The sequence below is a fragment of the Streptomyces albicerus genome, assembly GCF_008905045.1.
GTDB classification, from domain to species: domain Bacteria; phylum Actinomycetota; class Actinomycetes; order Streptomycetales; family Streptomycetaceae; genus Streptomyces; species Streptomyces albicerus.
The window spans coordinates 286,126-299,582 of the sequence record NZ_VWMY01000001.1; the positions used below are offsets into that span (position 1 = coordinate 286,126).

At 72.1% G+C, this 13,457-nt stretch carries 10 protein-coding genes and 1 pseudogene; 5 read left to right on the top strand and 6 right to left on the bottom strand.

The features are described 5' to 3' along the window. Positions 1-33: 33 nt before the first annotated feature. Together GAS53_RS01345 and GAS53_RS01350 are read right to left on the bottom strand one after the other, a co-directional pair. On the bottom strand, positions 34-957 hold the full coding sequence (locus GAS53_RS01345; RefSeq protein WP_151475488.1) for a hypothetical protein: 924 nt from the start codon (positions 955-957) through the stop codon (positions 34-36). An 84-nt stretch (positions 958-1,041) separates the two neighbouring features. Next, positions 1,042-6,003: a DUF6531 domain-containing protein gene (locus GAS53_RS01350; RefSeq protein WP_151475489.1), complete on the bottom strand. Its 4,962-nt coding sequence runs from the start codon at positions 6,001-6,003 to the stop codon at positions 1,042-1,044. A gap of 245 nt (positions 6,004-6,248) precedes the next feature. On the opposite strand from GAS53_RS01350, the gene GAS53_RS01355 reads away from it, so the two are divergent. The 3 genes from GAS53_RS01355 to GAS53_RS01365 all read left to right on the top strand — a co-directional run bounded on the left by GAS53_RS01355 (position 6,249) and on the right by GAS53_RS01365 (position 9,142). Next, positions 6,249-6,824: a TetR/AcrR family transcriptional regulator gene (locus GAS53_RS01355; RefSeq protein WP_151475490.1), complete on the top strand. Its 576-nt coding sequence runs from the start codon at positions 6,249-6,251 to the stop codon at positions 6,822-6,824. Between the two features lie 190 nt (positions 6,825-7,014). Next, on the top strand, positions 7,015-8,403 hold the full coding sequence (locus GAS53_RS01360; protein ID WP_225858646.1) for a prenyltransferase/squalene oxidase repeat-containing protein: 1,389 nt from the start codon (positions 7,015-7,017) through the stop codon (positions 8,401-8,403). Between the two features lie 16 nt (positions 8,404-8,419). Next, on the top strand, positions 8,420-9,142 hold the full coding sequence (locus GAS53_RS01365) for a hypothetical protein (protein ID WP_151475491.1): 723 nt from the start codon (positions 8,420-8,422) through the stop codon (positions 9,140-9,142). 5 nt (positions 9,143-9,147) lie between these two features. Here GAS53_RS01365 and GAS53_RS01370 read toward each other — a convergent pair whose 3' ends face one another. Beyond that, complete coding sequence (locus tag GAS53_RS01370) at positions 9,148-9,570, bottom strand: NUDIX hydrolase (protein WP_151475492.1); 423 nt, start codon at positions 9,568-9,570, stop codon at positions 9,148-9,150. Positions 9,571-9,659: 89 nt separating this feature from the next. After that, the gene (locus GAS53_RS01375; RefSeq protein ID WP_151475493.1) at positions 9,660-10,115 is read right to left on the bottom strand and encodes an Lrp/AsnC family transcriptional regulator; all 456 of its coding nucleotides are present in this window, start codon (positions 10,113-10,115) and stop codon (positions 9,660-9,662) included. A 178-nt stretch (positions 10,116-10,293) separates the two neighbouring features. Here GAS53_RS01375 and GAS53_RS01380 point away from each other — a divergent pair. Further along, positions 10,294-11,349: pseudogene (locus GAS53_RS01380) on the top strand (APC family permease); the annotation flags it as partial. A gap of 84 nt (positions 11,350-11,433) precedes the next feature. Here GAS53_RS01380 and GAS53_RS01385 read toward each other — a convergent pair. Beyond that, positions 11,434-12,234: an isocitrate lyase/PEP mutase family protein gene (locus GAS53_RS01385; protein WP_225858647.1), complete on the bottom strand. Its 801-nt coding sequence runs from the start codon at positions 12,232-12,234 to the stop codon at positions 11,434-11,436. Beyond that, a complete protein-coding gene (locus GAS53_RS01390) occupies positions 12,231-12,746 on the bottom strand; it encodes a DinB family protein (protein WP_404829160.1) in 516 nt (171 codons plus the stop codon). The genes GAS53_RS01385 and GAS53_RS01390 overlap by 4 nt, the downstream gene beginning before the upstream one ends. A 287-nt stretch (positions 12,747-13,033) precedes the next feature. Here GAS53_RS01390 and GAS53_RS01395 point away from each other — a divergent pair, with 287 nt between their 5' ends. Further along, positions 13,034-13,456 carry a hypothetical protein gene (locus GAS53_RS01395; RefSeq protein ID WP_151475495.1) on the top strand — a complete coding sequence of 141 codons (423 nt, stop codon included), beginning with the start codon at positions 13,034-13,036 and terminating at the stop codon, positions 13,454-13,456. The last annotated feature ends 1 nt before the right edge of the window (position 13,457 follow it).

A 13,457-nucleotide genomic window follows, 5' to 3' on the forward strand; every position in this document is an offset into this window, starting at 1 on the left:
AGGCCACGCCAGTTGTCCAACCGGCCGGCATCGTCACGCGTAGTCCGCCGCGTCCCCGTCCGGGGCCAGCCGCATCCAGGAGTGAAGGTACTCGCGTCTCGTCCGGCCGGGCGGCAGGGCGGATGCCAGGGCGCGCAGGACCCGGGCCGGGGCGTCCCCCGTGTACTGCTCCAGGCGTGGGGTGGCCCTGAACAGGAGTCGGCCGCCGGGGAGCTCGGTCACCTCGTGGAAGGCACCCGACGCGCGCAGTACCTCCGGGCCGCCGAGCCGGGCCGCCACGTCCGGGGAGCAGAGGGTGGCCCACGCATAGCCACGGAGCGTCTCGTGGCTGTGCGGGACCGTCTCCTGGGGCGCGAGGCTCAGCATCCGCTCCAGCGCCGTGCCGTACGCCGTGTCCGCGTCGTCCGTGACATGCCCGTACGAGGCGTTCAGGCGGACGGCCCAGGCGCCGAGGAGGTCGAGCCACCGCTGCTGGACCGCCTCGGAGTCTCGCCACGGCACCAGGGGGGCGGGGGCCGAGGCCGCGAAACGGGTCCACTCGGGGGCGTCGGGCAGCCGGCGGAACTCGACGGACACCGCGTGCTCGGGCTCCACGGGGTGCCCGCGCGCGTCCAACGGGTGCATCAGGAGCACGCATTTGTACGGCGCCGAGGGCGTGCCGAGCGAGGACAGCAGCCGTTGCCAGGTCCGTCGCGTATAGCGGGTCTGTCTCATGTTCGCGCCGCGCGGGCTGCGTTGGATCAGCAGTTGCGCGCTCACCCCGTGCGGCGGACCCCATGGTGCGTCCGGGTTCTCCTCGTCCGGGCCCGGTGCCGCGGGCTCGGCGGCCAGGCCCGGCTCGTACTCGGGGAACAGCTCGGCCCTGGCCTCGGTCAGCCAGGCGGTGGCCGGCCGGGCGAAGTCCTCCGCCCGGCCGCCGGTCCGGCAGTCCAGCTCCAGCTCCAGCTCACCCGTCATGCGCCCATTGCACCATCTCTCTAGGGCCCTCCCTCTTGCACCATCCCGCGTCGGCCGGAGCAGAAGCCGGATCAGAAGGCCGGATCAGGAGAACGCGAGGCCGCCGAGCAGTCCGCCCACGACGGCGCCCCCGACGCCGAAGGTCAGCGCTCCGACGACGACCGCGCCCGCGACGACACCGGCGCCGACGGCGACGTCTCCCCAGTCCACGCTCGGGGCCTGCGGTGCCGGATCGGGCTGGCGCGGTTGCGGTTTCGGCTCCTCCTCGGGGACGGGCTGCCTGATCGGCTGCGGCAGCGGATCCGGGACGGGGGGCTTTCGCGTGGGGCGTTTGGGCCGCTTCTTGACGTAGACGACCGCGCCGTCCTTGTTGAAGTCCGGGGAGTAGACGTAGTGGAAGTCCCTGCCGTCCCGGGAGACGTACGGCACCTGGCGCGTCCGCTCCATGGGGTCCCCGGGAGCCGCGGGCTGACCCACGTATCCCTTGTACGCCGTCATATAGTGCTGGACCTCGTCCCTCGCGAGCCGGACGGCCGGGCCGACACCCGACTTGCCCGACTTCACCTCCCAGATCAGGGCCGTCTTGTCGGTGTGCTGGTAGATGATGTCGATCTTGCCCGGCTCGCCGGTGCCGTTCTTCGAGGCCCCGGGGATCGAGAACTCGGGGTTGGACTGGGTGCGGCCGCCCGCGCTGGGCCCGAACCGGCGCCGCATCTGGGTGGCGAGCTGGTTCCTGGCCGTGTCCCTGGCCAGGTTGTGCAGCGTCGTCTTGTCCCCGCCGGGACCGGCCGCGGCCCGGGCGACGGCCGACTGCACCGTGCTGCGCGCCTGGGAGCGGAGCGAGGCCGTCGCGGCCAGCGGCGTCGCGGCGCCCACCGCGCCGGCGGGGGCGACCAGCAGGCCGAGCGGATCGGTGTTGTTCAGCGGGTCGTTGGCGGCGTAGGTGTAGGGGTGGTCGGCGTTGTCCGGGCCCATGTCCTGGACCGTGATCGGGTCGCGCGTGCTGTAGCGGCCCAGGCGGGTGTCGTACCAGCGTGCCCGGAGGTAGAGCTCCGAGCCGCTCGCCAGCTCTCCCCGGTAACCGAAGCGCGGGAGCTGGGGGTCGGGGAGCCGGTGGCCGTGGTCGCCGTGCCCGTGCCCGTGCTCGTCGTGCCCCCGGTCACGGTCGCCGTCGTGCTCCCGGTCGCGGTCGCCGTGGTCCCAGTCATCGCCGTGTGACCCGTGTCCATGTCCATGTCCGGGGCCGTGCCCGTGTCCGTGGTCTTCAGGAGCACCGAAGCTCGCGTACCGCTCCGCCTGCGCCCACGCCCGGGTCTCGTGCGTGCGGATCGTCGAACCGGCCGAGTCGCGGTGGAACGTCTCCGAGTCCTCCCTCCAGTTGGCGAAGACCCGCCCGTAGCCGTAGGTGAAGTCCGCGTTATAGCGGCTGGGGTGGCCGCGCTCGGTGTCGGCGAGTGCCGGGTCGGCGCGCTGGGTGAGGATCTGCGGGATCCGGTCCCAGCTCCACCGGTAGCGCACGGACGCCGTGCGCTCCGTCTCGTGCCGCTCGTCGACATTGGCGAGCACGAGGAGGGTGAGCAGGCCGTCGCCGTTGTACGTCGCCTCGGTCCGCTCGGCGGGGCGGACTCCGGTGCGCTCCACCTTCACCGCGCGCCCGAAACCGTCGTACGTGATCGACCGCAGCTCGTCGCCGGTCCGCTCCTCGGTGAGACGGCCCGCGGAGTCGTACGTGTAGTGGGTCCGCTGCCCGTGGGCCTCGGAGCGGATGAGCTGGTCGGCGTCGTCGTAGCGGTAGTGGGTGTGGTGCTCGCCGTGCCGGAGCAGGACGCGGTTGCCCACCGCGTCGTAGCGGAAGTGCAGGCGGTCGCGGCTGAGTTCGTGCCAGAAGCCGTTCTCCTCACGCGGCAGGTGCGCCCACTCCCGCGGCTCCTCGTGCCACTCGTGCCCTTCATGGCCGTGGTCGTCGTGCCCGGGCCCGGCTGCCCACGGCCAGTGCCGCTGGTGCCAGTGCCGCTGACCGACCAGCTGCCCCAGGCGGTCGTAGCGGTACGCGCGGAAGTGGTCGTCGTCGCGCTGGGTGAGGAGTTTGCCGTCCGGGTCGTACGTGAACTCGCTCCGGCTGACCGGCCGTCCGTCGCGTACCGTCTCGAACCGTGCGAGCAGTCCCTGGTCGTAGTGGTAGCGCCGGGCATGTCGTCCGGGGAGCTGTTCGGTCAGCAGCCGTCCGTCGGGATCGAGTGCGTACGAGACGTGTCCGGCCCGCTCGTCGTGCAGCCCGACCAGCTTTCCGTTGAGGTTGTAGCGGTAGCTCACGTCCCGGCCGTCCGGGTAGTTGAGCTTCGTGCGCCGTCCGGTCCTGTCGTACTCCGCCTTGAAGACGGCTCCGTCGGGACCGGTGACGCTCACCCTGTGTCCGGCCCGGTCGTAGGCGTAGCGGGTGGTGCCGCTGCCGTCGGTCATGCTGGTGCAACGCCCGAGCTTGTCGTACGTGAAGGTGACCTTCGTGCCGTCGTCGGCCCGGCGTTCGACGCAACGTTTCTCGGCGTCGTAGCGGAAGTGCTGTGCCTCGCCGTCCGGCTCGGTGATCCGGACGAGGTTGCCGGACTTGTCGTAGGCGCGGCGGGTCGTGCGGCCGAGCGGGTCGGTCTCGGTGAGGAGCCGGCCCGCCTTGTCGTAGGTGTAGCGGGTGACGTTGCCGTTGGCGTCCGTCACGGAGATGAGGCGGCCCGCGCTGTCGTAGCCGTACTGGGTCGCGTTGCCCTCTCCGTTGACCACCGACGTGAGGTTTCCGGTCGCGTCGTGGCGGAAGCGGGTGGTGATGCCGCTCGGTAGGGTCTCGGAGGTCTCCTCGCCCCGCTCGTTGTAGGTGTGGCGGGTCACCCAGCCGCGCGGGTCGACGGTGGCGACCAGGCGGCCCGCCGCGTCGTACTCGGTGCGTGTGATGAGTCCGGCGGGCGTCGTCACGGATATCCGGCGGCCGTTGGCGTCGTACGCGTAGCGCGTCACGCCGCCTTCCGGGTCGACGACCTCGCGGACCAGGCCGCGGCTGTCGTGACGCACGCTCAGCCGGTGGCCGTCGGGGTCGGTCACGGCGGTCAGACGGCCCGCGGAAGTCCACTCGTTCTTGGCCTGCGCGCCGTTCGGGTCGGTGACCCTGACCGGCATCCCGCCTTTGTCGTAGGCGATCCGCCAGGTGCCGCCTCCGGCGTCGGTGACCTGGGTGAGGCGGCCCGCAGGGTCGTAGGCGTTACGGGTCTTGCCGCCTCCCGCTCCGGTGATGGCGACGGGCAGGCCCCGCGCGTCGCACTCGACCCGGCTGGTGCCGGAGGGGTCCTTCTGCTCGGCGAGGTTGCCGTCGGCGTCGAAGCCGAACTCCGTGACCCCGCCCTCGGGATCGGTGGCCTTGGTGACGCGGCCGAGCGCGTCGTGCTCGTAGCGCGTCTCGCCGCCCTCGGGGTCCGTGACCCGGGTCAGGTTGCCGTCCTCGTCGTAGGCGTACGTCGTGGTGTGGCCCAGGGGGTCGGTGGCCGAGGTGCGGTTGCCTGCGTCGTCGTAGGTGTACGTCGTGGTCCCGCCCGAGCCGTCGGTCTGCTCCAGCAGCAGTCCGCCCGGCGAGTAGCGGTAGGTGTTGCGCGTGCTGAGGGGGTCACGGTGCTCGGTGACCCGGCCGTCGGCGTCGTGGCTCCAGTGGGAGACGTTCCCGTCGGGGGCGGTCAGCTCCGTCTGGTTGCCGCGCTCGTCGTAGCCGATGCGGGTGACCTGGCCGCCCGGGTCGGTGATGGCGGTGAGGTTGCCGTGGCTGTCCTGTTCGTAGCGGGTGGTGAGGTCGTCGGGGTCGGTCTCGGAGGTGATGAGGCCGTTCTCGACCGTGCGCCGGGTACGGGCGCCGCCGGGCTCGGTGACGGTGGTGGGGATGTGGCTTTCGCCGGTGTACTCGTAGCGGGTGGGTTCGTCGCCCGGCTCCGCGGCGGTGACGACCCGGTCGGCGTCGTCGTAGGTGAAGCGCGTGACGGCTCCGGCGAAGTCGCTGGTCAGCAGGTTGTCGCGGGCGTCCCACGTCTGCGTCAGCTCGCCGCCGGAGGGCGTGGTCGCGCGAACGAGGCGTCCGCGCCTGTCGTAGCCGAAGGTCGCGGTGTGACCGGCCTGGTCGGTGCGGGCGGTCAGCCGGCCGTCGGCGTTCGCCCGGAACACGGCCCGGGCCCCGGAGGGGCGGCTGGTGACCGTGGTGGTGCCCGGCGGCTCGTCGTAGCCGAACTCGGTGGCGCCGCCGGAGGGCAGGCCCTGGCGCACCACCCGTCCCTCGTCGTCATAGCGGTTGGTGACGGTCACCGTGCCGTCCTCGTCGGTGACCTTCGCGAGTTGTCCCTGAGCCGTGCTCTCGTACCGGGTCACGCCGCCGCCCGGAGCGGTCACGGACCGCAGGGTGCCGTCCTCTCCGTACGCGTACGAGACGGTGCGTCCGTCGTCGGCGGTGACCGAGACGAGCCGGCCCTCCGCGTCATGGGCGAGATTGAGGTGCCGGCCCAGCGAGTGCTGGACGCGCAGCAGCCTGTCCTCGTCCCCGTAGGTGAGCGTGACCCGGCGGCTCTCGCGGGTGATGGTGGTCAGCCGTCCTGATGCGGTGAAGTGCCGGCGCTCCCCGGAGTTGAAGCGCACCGTGCGGCTGCCGTCCTCGTCCTCCGTGAGGTCGGCGGCGAGATCCTGCGGGCGTACGAACCTGCCGCTCTTGTTCCGGGTGAAGACCAGTACCCGGCCGTCGTCGTCGTGGAAGGCGACCGCGCCCTCCGGACGGTCCGTCAGGTGCGAGCTGAAGGAGGTGGTCCAGCCGCGGCCCGGCGAACCGTCCTCCGTGGCACGTGAGTTGTACGTACGCCGCCAGTCCAGGAGTCCCAACAGCGGGTCGGGGAAGGAGAGGTCGACGGTCTCCTGCGTGTGGTTGCCGGTCGCCGTGCTGACCCCCGATCCGGCGAAACCGTAGCCGGGATGTCGGCCGAGTAACTCGGGCAAGGGACGTGTGACCTGGCTGGATTCCTCGGAATTGGGCATGAAGCGACTCCGCCCTGCGGCTCGGCTCACGCGGGGCCACCCCCCGCTCCCGTCCCTCCCAGCCCTACCACGGGCCCCTCAGGCCGCACTACCGCCGACGATGCGTCTCAGCCACAGCCGCAACCACAGCCGCGGCCGCGGCACCTCGGCGTCTGCTTCCGCGACGCCGGCTGTGCATACTAGGCCTTTGCCTAAATATCCTAGGCAACCCGGATTCAACCCCAGGCTTGCGGAGGTGATCGCGCATGGCCCGAGTCGGACTCACGGCCGACCGGCTGGTGCTGGCCGCCGCCGATCTCGCGGACGAGGTCGGCTTCGAGAACGTCACGCTGTCCGCGCTGGCCCGGCGGTTCGGGGTGAAGGACGCGAGCCTGTACTCGCATGTCAGGAATCTGCACGAGCTGCGGACCCGGGTCGCGCTCCTCGCGGGCGGCGAGATGATCGACCGGATCGCCACGGCGGTGGCCGGGCGCGCCGGCAAGGACGCCCTGGCCGCCTTCGCCGACGCCTACCGGGAGTACGCCCTGGAGCGGCCCGGCCGGTACGCGGCCACCCAGATCCGCATCGACCAGACCCTGGTCGCCGAGTCCCCCGCCTTCCGACGGACCGCCGAGATCACCTACGGCATGCTGCGCGCCTACGGCCTCGACGAACCCGATATCACCGACGCCGTACGCCTGTTGCGCAGCACCTTCCACGGCTACTGCGCCCTGGAGTCCACCGACGCCTTCGGCGCCCCACGCGACGTACACACCTCCTGGACCCGAACCATCGACGCCCTCCACGTACTGCTGGAGCACTGGCCGCGAAGCGCCCCGTAAGGGGCGCGGGGAACTGCGCGACCAGCCCCCACGCACCCGCACCAGCCCCAAGGCCTTCACCCACATCCCGCCCAGCCAGCGGAGCGCCACGCGGAAACACTGCCTCCGCTCAGCACCCCAGGCGTCCCGCAGACCACTTAGACTGAAAGCTTCGCCGTCCACGTGCCGCCCCGGGGGAGGGAGCGCGCTCTTGTCCCAACAGCAGCTCCGACGCGGTCAGTTGAGACCGGACCCCGAACCGCACGTACCGCACGGCCCGCGCCCCGCGCGTCTGGTGCGCTGGCTAGGCGGCTTCGGCTGCGCGGCCGCCGGCTACGCGGTGTTCCAGTCCCTGGTCGGCGTGCTCCCGGACAGCATGAGCGGGGAGTCCGCGCGCTACGCGATCGCCGTGGTGAGCGGGCTGGCGACGGCCGTGGCGACCTGGCTGTCGGCGGCGCTGCTCCGGTCCCGGTACGCGGCGGTCAACACCCCTGTACCCACAGGGCAGTTGACCGGCCCCGCTCCCACCCACGCAGGGCCGGGCCCGCTCCCCGAGCTCTTCTCCGCCGCGTACGACACCCTCGCCGAACAGGTCTGCGTGGCGGACGACCCGGTTCACGGGCGGCTCACCGGGTGGCCGCACTCCCTCGGCGAGACCGGCCCGAGTCGGCCCACCTCCGTCGGCACGGCGTACGGCCTGCACATCATGCTCGACCTCGGGATGCCCGACGGGCGGATCGGCGCGGGCGACCTGATCGACACGCTGTGGCGGCTGCGGCTGCCCGACGGCGGCTGGTCGGCGCGGTCGCAGGGTTCCGAGGCCCGCCCGGAGGTGACCGCCCATGTGCTGGGCGCGCTGGCCCGGGCGGGAGCCTCGCGGGAACGGCTCGCTGCGGAGGTGGCGCGCTGCGAGGCCGGCTTCACGCATGAACTTGACCGCACCGGCCGGGAGTTGACGCATGTCGTGACGACCGTGCTGCGCGGTCTGCTGCGCGCCGCGCCCGGCTCGGACACGCTGCCGCTGCTGCGGGACGCCCTCGTCGAGGGCGCGGTCACCGATCCGCGCCGCCAGCACCGCCGCTGCTGGACCTACCGGCTCGCGCCCCTGCACGGCCCCCCGTCCCCGCTGCACACCGCGCAGGCCGTGGTCGCCCTGGACCGCGCGGCCCGTGTGCTGGGCGAGAACGCCAACGCGCGCGCGGCCCGCGAGGACGGCGTGCGCTGGCTGCTGGCCTGTCCGGACGCTCCGCACGACACCTGCCTCGACCTGTCCAACCTCCGCGAGGAGGTGCGCAGGCCGCGCACCGACGACCCGTCCCGCCACGAGGTCCTGAACGTACGGCACTTCACGGCCTCCTGGATCGTCCGCGCCCTGCTCACCACCGGCGCCCGCGACATCGCCCGCGAGGACGGTCTCGAGGAGGAGCGGCGAGAACGTCTGAACGGCGCGGCGAGCGCCGTGTGGGCGGGGCAGACGGACGGCATCTGGACCTGGGTCCGCGACGACACCAGCGAGCTGCGCCGTCCCATGTGGATGACCTACCAAGGTCTTTCGGCGCTGCGCGCGCATGCCGTATGGGTATACCTACCGAATGGCTGAGGTAGGAGGAGCGTGCATGGGTGGTCGGCAGGTCCTGGCGGCGCGGCGGTTGCTGGCCGAGGCACTGGACGGCGAACTGCCCGAGCACAAAAGGGTGTTGGCGGCCCGTGAGGTCGTGGCCGAACTCGGCTCCTCCGACCGCCTGTTGGAGCTGACCGCCGAACTCGCCTCCGGCGAGGGCGACCCGCACGGCTGCGCCCGCCTCTCGTACCGCCATGTCCTCGGCTTCGACAAGCTCCTGCTCATCGACGGCGGCCCGCACCACATGCTGCGCGCCCATCTGTGGCATCCCGGCCGGGGTGCGATCGGCAAGGAGGACATCCACAACCACCGTTCCCCGCTTGCCTCTTATGTCGTACGGGGGCGGCTGGCGATGGAGTTGTACGCGCCCCGGCGCGACGGCGGGATCGAGGCGGACCGCTACCAGGAGTCCCTGGCGGACGAGTCGGCGGACTGGCTGCTGGAGCCCACGGGTCCGGCCAGGCTGCACCTCACGCAGGTGGCCGCGTACACGGCGGGCAGCACGTACGCCCTGCCCGCGCACACCCTGCACCGCGCATGGTGCGACACGGCCGAGCCGACGGTGACGCTCTTCCTGGAGACGGGAAGCGGACGGCGGCAGCACACCGATGTGTTCACGGCGGCGGGCCCGCATCCGGGGGCGGTGCCGAAGGTGCCGCTGGACGTGGACGACTATCTGGCCGAACTCGACGCCTTGGCGGAGTTGCTCAGAAGCTGAGTTGCTCAGAAGCCCGTGAGGGCCTGGCGCACAATGTCGAGGTTGTACTCGTCGATGTCGACGCTGTCCAGGTCGGCGGGGCTCAGCCAGGCGTACGCCTGATCCGGCTCCGGCAGGGTGATGTGCCGGGACAGGGGCTTGACCAGGAAGTTGTCCTGCCAGTTCTTGATCTCGTGGCCCCGGTACTCACTGACGAAGGACGACTCGCCGACCTTGCGGACGACCTCGCCGAGGAGACCGGTCTCCTCCTTGAGCTCGCGCAGCACACCGTCGCGGGAACTCTCACCCGGTTCGAGCTTTCCGCAGGGCACACCCCACACCCGTGGCAGGAACCGCTCGGTCTCACTGCGGCGCACCAGCAGCACACGGCCTTCGCGCATCACGACGGCAGCCGCCAAACGCTTGTCGCCGGGGATGTCCAAGTCCATGGTTCCTCGGTCCCTCGCCGGTCGGAGTCCACAGGGTTCTATACCCACGAAAGTGTCAACCGTACCAGGGTCTCCTGCGCGCCAGGAGCTCATCCCAGCGGGCTCGTCACCGGATTGCTGACGTGCTGATAGATCACCGCGCTACGGAAGTTGACGACTTCCCGCCGCTTGCTGAACCGGTCCAGGAGGAAGCCGTGCAGGTGGTCGACGTCGGGTACGGCCACATGGACGAGGAAGTCCTCACTGCCCGCGACGACGAACACCGACAGCACCTCCGGCAGGTCCGCGACGTACGCCTTGAACCCTTCGATGACCTCCCTGCTCAGCGGACGCACCTGCACCGAGAGCAGCGCCTGGACGTTCCGGTTGAGTGCGCGCAGGTCGACGGAGGCGTGGTAGCCGGTGATCACACCACGGTTGCGGAGAGCCCGCACGCGTTCCAGGCAGGTCGACGGCGCGATACCGAGCGTGCGGGCGAGTTCGCGGTTGGTCTGCCGCGCATCGCGCTGGAGATGCTCCACGATCGCCGAATCAAGTTCATCCATGACCGGCATTCTGCCGCGCCCGCCGAATTGAGTTCAGTGGATCGTCCGGCTCTCGTTCGCTCTGCCTACGTTCACGGTGAACTGCCGAACATGGGACGGAGGGGTCGGGATGGCGAGGACAGCGGTCTCCGAGCCGGCGGTGGCGAAACTCGGGGTGCGGACAGGGGCCGCGCTGTGCATGGGAGCCGTGCTGGGGCCGGGTGTCCTCGCGCTGCCGTCGTCGGCCGCCGCGGCGGCGGGGCCGGCCTCTCTGCTGGCCTGGCTCGGGCTGATCGGCCTGAGCCTGCCCGTGGCGCTGGTGTTCGCGGCGCTCGGCGCCCGGTATCCCGACGGGGGCGGCGTCTCCGCCTTCGTACGGCGGGCCTTCGGGGCGCGGGCGGCGGCCCCGGTCGGCTGGTGGTTCTTCTGGGCGGTGCCGCTCGGGGTGCCCGCGGCGGCGCTGATAGGCGGGGAGTACGTGGTCGCGGCGGCGGGCTGGCGCCCGGGCTCCGCACCGCTCGTGGCGGCCCTGGTGCTGGCGGCCGCTGTCGGGGCGAACATGGTCGGGCTGCGGGTGTCGGGACGGGTGCAGCTCTGGTTCGCGGGGCTCCTCGCCGTGCTCCTCTGCGTCACCGTCGCGGCGGCCGCCTCGGAGGTCGGGGCCGCGCACTACACACCGTTCGCGCCGCACGGCTGGGCCTCGGTGGGGAGCGCGGCGAGCGTGCTGTTCTTCGCGTTCGCGGGGTGGGAGGCGATCACTCATCTGTCCGGTGAGTTCGCGGCGCCGGGGCGCGATCTGCCCCGGGTGACGCTGCTGGCGTGGGCCGTCGTCTCCTTCCTGTATCTCGGGCTCGCGGTGGTCACCATCGGGGTCCTGGGCCCGGTGGCCGGGACCACGTCGACACCGCTCACCCTCGTCCTGGAGCGGGGCATCGGCTCGTACGCCCGTGCCGTGGCCGCGGGCGCGGCACTGCTGCTCACCTTCGGGGCCGTCAACGCGTATCTCGCGGGCGGGGCCCAGCTGGGCGCGGCGCTCGGCCGGGACGGGGCACTGCCGCGCGCCCTCGACGGGCATCCGCGCCGCGGTCTCGTCCTGCTCGCCGTGGCCTGCGCGGCCGTGACCGCGGCAGCGGCGGCGGGCCTGCTCGGGGTGGAGAGCCTGCTCCGGGCGACCTCGGCGTGTCTGGCGGCGGTCACGCTGGCCGGGACGCTGTCCGCGGTGGTGCTCCTCCCCCGGTTCCGGTACGGGGCCGTCGTGACGAGCGTGCTGGTCGGAGTGGTGCTGGTGTTCTGCGGGGTGTACCTGGTGGTGCCGGCCGTGCTGGCCGCGGGGGCCTGGCTATACGAGCGCCTGCACCTCGCCGTACGTCGGCGCGGTCCCCTCGACGGGCCGGCCCGCCAGGATCAGGGCCGCCGTCTCCAGGGCCGCGCCGAGGGCCCGGCGGTAGAGGAGGGAGCCGAGACTGACGCGGCGTACGCCCAGGTCACCGAGGGCGGGGACGGTCGGCCCCGCGGGTGAGTAGAGGATGTTGAGGGGGACGTCGAGGGTCTTCACCAGGGCGGCGATCCGGGCCGGTTCGGCGAGTCCGGGGACGAACACGCCATCGGCGCCCGCCTGTTGGTAGGCATCGAGGCGGTCAATCGTCTCCCGCCCAACACCGTCACCGTCACCGTCACCAGCGACGGTGACGGCGCCTTCGCCCAGCCAGTACGTGTCCGTGCGGGCGTTGACGAACAGGGTGGGTACGGCGGACTTCACCGCCGCGATCTTCGCCGCGTGGAGTTCGGCCCGGGCCAGGCTGCCGTCGGGGCGGCCGTCCTCCAGGTTGATGCCGACCACTCCTACGGCCGCGAGCTCCCGGGCCACCTCGGCGACCTCGTCGGGGTCGTCGCTGAACCCGCCCTCGGCGTCGACCGAGAGGAGGAACGGGCCGTTGCCCAGCGCGAGGGCCAGGCCCAGCGTCGCGTCCCGGGTCGCCGCCGCCCCGTCGGGCAGTCCGGCGGCCGCGGCGACTCCCAGGCTGGTCGTGCCGATCGCCTCGAAGCCCCGGGCGGCCAGGGCCGCGGCTGAGGCGTGGTCCCAGGCGTTGGGGAGCAGCAGTGGGGTGTCGGCGTGATGGAGGGCGGCGAAGGCGGTCATGACGTCCCGCCCAGGTCTCCGACGGCGTCGGCGTAGTACGTGGATCCCGTGAGGTGGAAGGCGAGTTGGCGGAAGGTCCAGCCCTCGCCCGGTGAGCGGTCGAGCTGTTCCTCGGTGAGCACGGACAGGCGGTTCGACCAGATCCGGGCGAGCCGGGTGAGCCGGCTGCGGGCCTCGTCGAGGTCCTCGGGGGTGAAGGGCGCGAGGTCGGCCGGAGTGGTGGTCGCGGAGGCGTGCCAGTGGTCGGGCAGCGGGCGCTCGCCGACCAGCCGGGCCTCCATCTCGGCCAGGTGGTCGACCAGGTGGTCGGCGACTCGGCGGACGGCCTTGTGCGGGGTGTAGACCCGGTCGTCGACGTGGGCGGGCGTACCGTCCCAGGCCGTCCAGGTCCCGGCCAGGGCGAGGACGTGATCGACCATGGCGGTGACGGCTTCCGCGGGGTCGCGGTCGTCGGTGGCAGGGACGTCGGCCACGGACGCCGTGGGCACTGCGGGTGCTTCGTGCGTGGTCATACGGCAACGCTAGAGGCGGAACACTTCGGCAAGCGCCGAACGATCCCGGGGCTCCGGCACCGGCCGGCCTCGGGACCACCATCCACGGCACCCTGCCCGTTCACTGCGGCCGCGTTCCTGTCCACCGCGACCGCCCTGACAGGGGCGTCACCGACCGCGACGTCCCTGAAGATCGCCCGCCTCAAGCCCTGAGGCGGATGCACTGCCTCCGTGCAACCCCTCCCGGGGCTCGGACGTCTCAACCAGGGCCAGGCGCGTGCGCGCACGGACCGGAAGAGGGCGGTGCGATGGCCGGCAAGGGGAAGCACGGTTTCGTACGGAGCGTGCGGCGGTTCTTCTGGCTGCCACGGGAGATGCCACGCCGGCCCGCTCCGGTGGCGCCCCTGGTACAGGCGTGGCTGTTCTGCCTGGTTGTGGGAGCGTTCTTCGCGATGGTCACCTGGGACGAAGAAGTCACGACGCCATCGATGATGACGGTCGTCGTGTGGGTGGCCACGCTCGACGAAGTGATCAAGGGGGTTCGGCACCGCTGGCCGGCCTTCTTGACCGCCTGGGTGGTGTGCTGGGGGTTGCCCTTCCTCCTGTCCGCGGCGGTGCCGGCTCTCGAGGATTCCCTGTGGGGCGAGTTCGCCGCCTTCGCTCCCGCGACGGCGGCGTCCGTGGCGACGTTCATCGGCATCACGCGTCTGCCGCAGCACCGGCGCCTGTGAC

Excerpts from the sequence above, each read along its gene's own strand:
- GAS53_RS01345 (WP_151475488.1), bottom strand. The coding sequence starts at position 957 with ATGACGGGTGAGCTGGAGCTGGAGCTGGACTGCCGGACCGGCGGCCGG.
- GAS53_RS01350 (WP_151475489.1), bottom strand. The coding sequence starts at position 6,003 with ATGCCCAATTCCGAGGAATCCAGCCAGGTCACACGTCCCTTGCCCGAG.
- GAS53_RS01355 (WP_151475490.1), top strand. The coding sequence starts at position 6,249 with ATGGCCCGAGTCGGACTCACGGCCGACCGGCTGGTGCTGGCCGCCGCC.
- GAS53_RS01365 (WP_151475491.1), top strand. The coding sequence starts at position 8,420 with ATGGGTGGTCGGCAGGTCCTGGCGGCGCGGCGGTTGCTGGCCGAGGCA.
- GAS53_RS01370 (WP_151475492.1), bottom strand. The coding sequence starts at position 9,570 with ATGGACTTGGACATCCCCGGCGACAAGCGTTTGGCGGCTGCCGTCGTG.
- GAS53_RS01375 (WP_151475493.1), bottom strand. The coding sequence starts at position 10,115 with ATGGATGAACTTGATTCGGCGATCGTGGAGCATCTCCAGCGCGATGCG.
- GAS53_RS01385 (WP_225858647.1), bottom strand. The coding sequence starts at position 12,234 with ATGACCGCCTTCGCCGCCCTCCATCACGCCGACACCCCACTGCTGCTC.
- GAS53_RS01390 (WP_404829160.1), bottom strand. The coding sequence starts at position 12,746 with ATGACCACGCACGAAGCACCCGCAGTGCCCACGGCGTCCGTGGCCGAC.
- GAS53_RS01395 (WP_151475495.1), top strand. The coding sequence starts at position 13,034 with ATGGCCGGCAAGGGGAAGCACGGTTTCGTACGGAGCGTGCGGCGGTTC.